Below are 388 nucleotides of genomic sequence, written 5' to 3'. Positions count from 1 at the left end.
AGCAGCAGCTGGGGGTGGAGCCGGACTCGCGCTCCACCCCTCAGTCATTGGCTACAGGCGCACCAGCTCCACATCATCCATGTGGATGAAGTTGGCGCCGTTGCCCGTGGTCGCCCGGGTGTGGAACCCCAGCTCCAGGTAGCCGCCGGTGACGGAGATGGCGGGAGACTCCACCAGCGTCCACGCGCCATACGTCCCCAGCTCCGTGAAGGCCGGTGCGCAGGAGCCGCACGTCTTCGCCTGGATGCGCGCCAGCTCGAACGAGCCCCCCTTGCGAACCCACGCACGGACCTTGTAGTTGCCCGACGCCAGCCCCGACACGGCCTGAAAGGTCCACACCTCGAAGGGCGTCGCGTTGGTCCAGTGCGACAGGTGGTAACTGCCCGAG

1 pseudogene is annotated in these 388 nt (G+C 67.5%); it reads right to left on the bottom strand.

The features are described from left to right. Positions 1 to 51 precede the first annotated feature (51 nt). Positions 52 to 388: pseudogene (locus G4D85_RS48690) on the bottom strand (glycoside hydrolase family 16 protein); the annotation flags it as partial.

This window comes from Pyxidicoccus trucidator, from assembly GCF_010894435.1.
GTDB lineage: Bacteria > Myxococcota > Myxococcia > Myxococcales > Myxococcaceae > Myxococcus > Myxococcus trucidator.
Note: the sequence above shows the minus strand (reverse complement) of the source record. Positions and strands in the feature narration are given on the sequence as shown.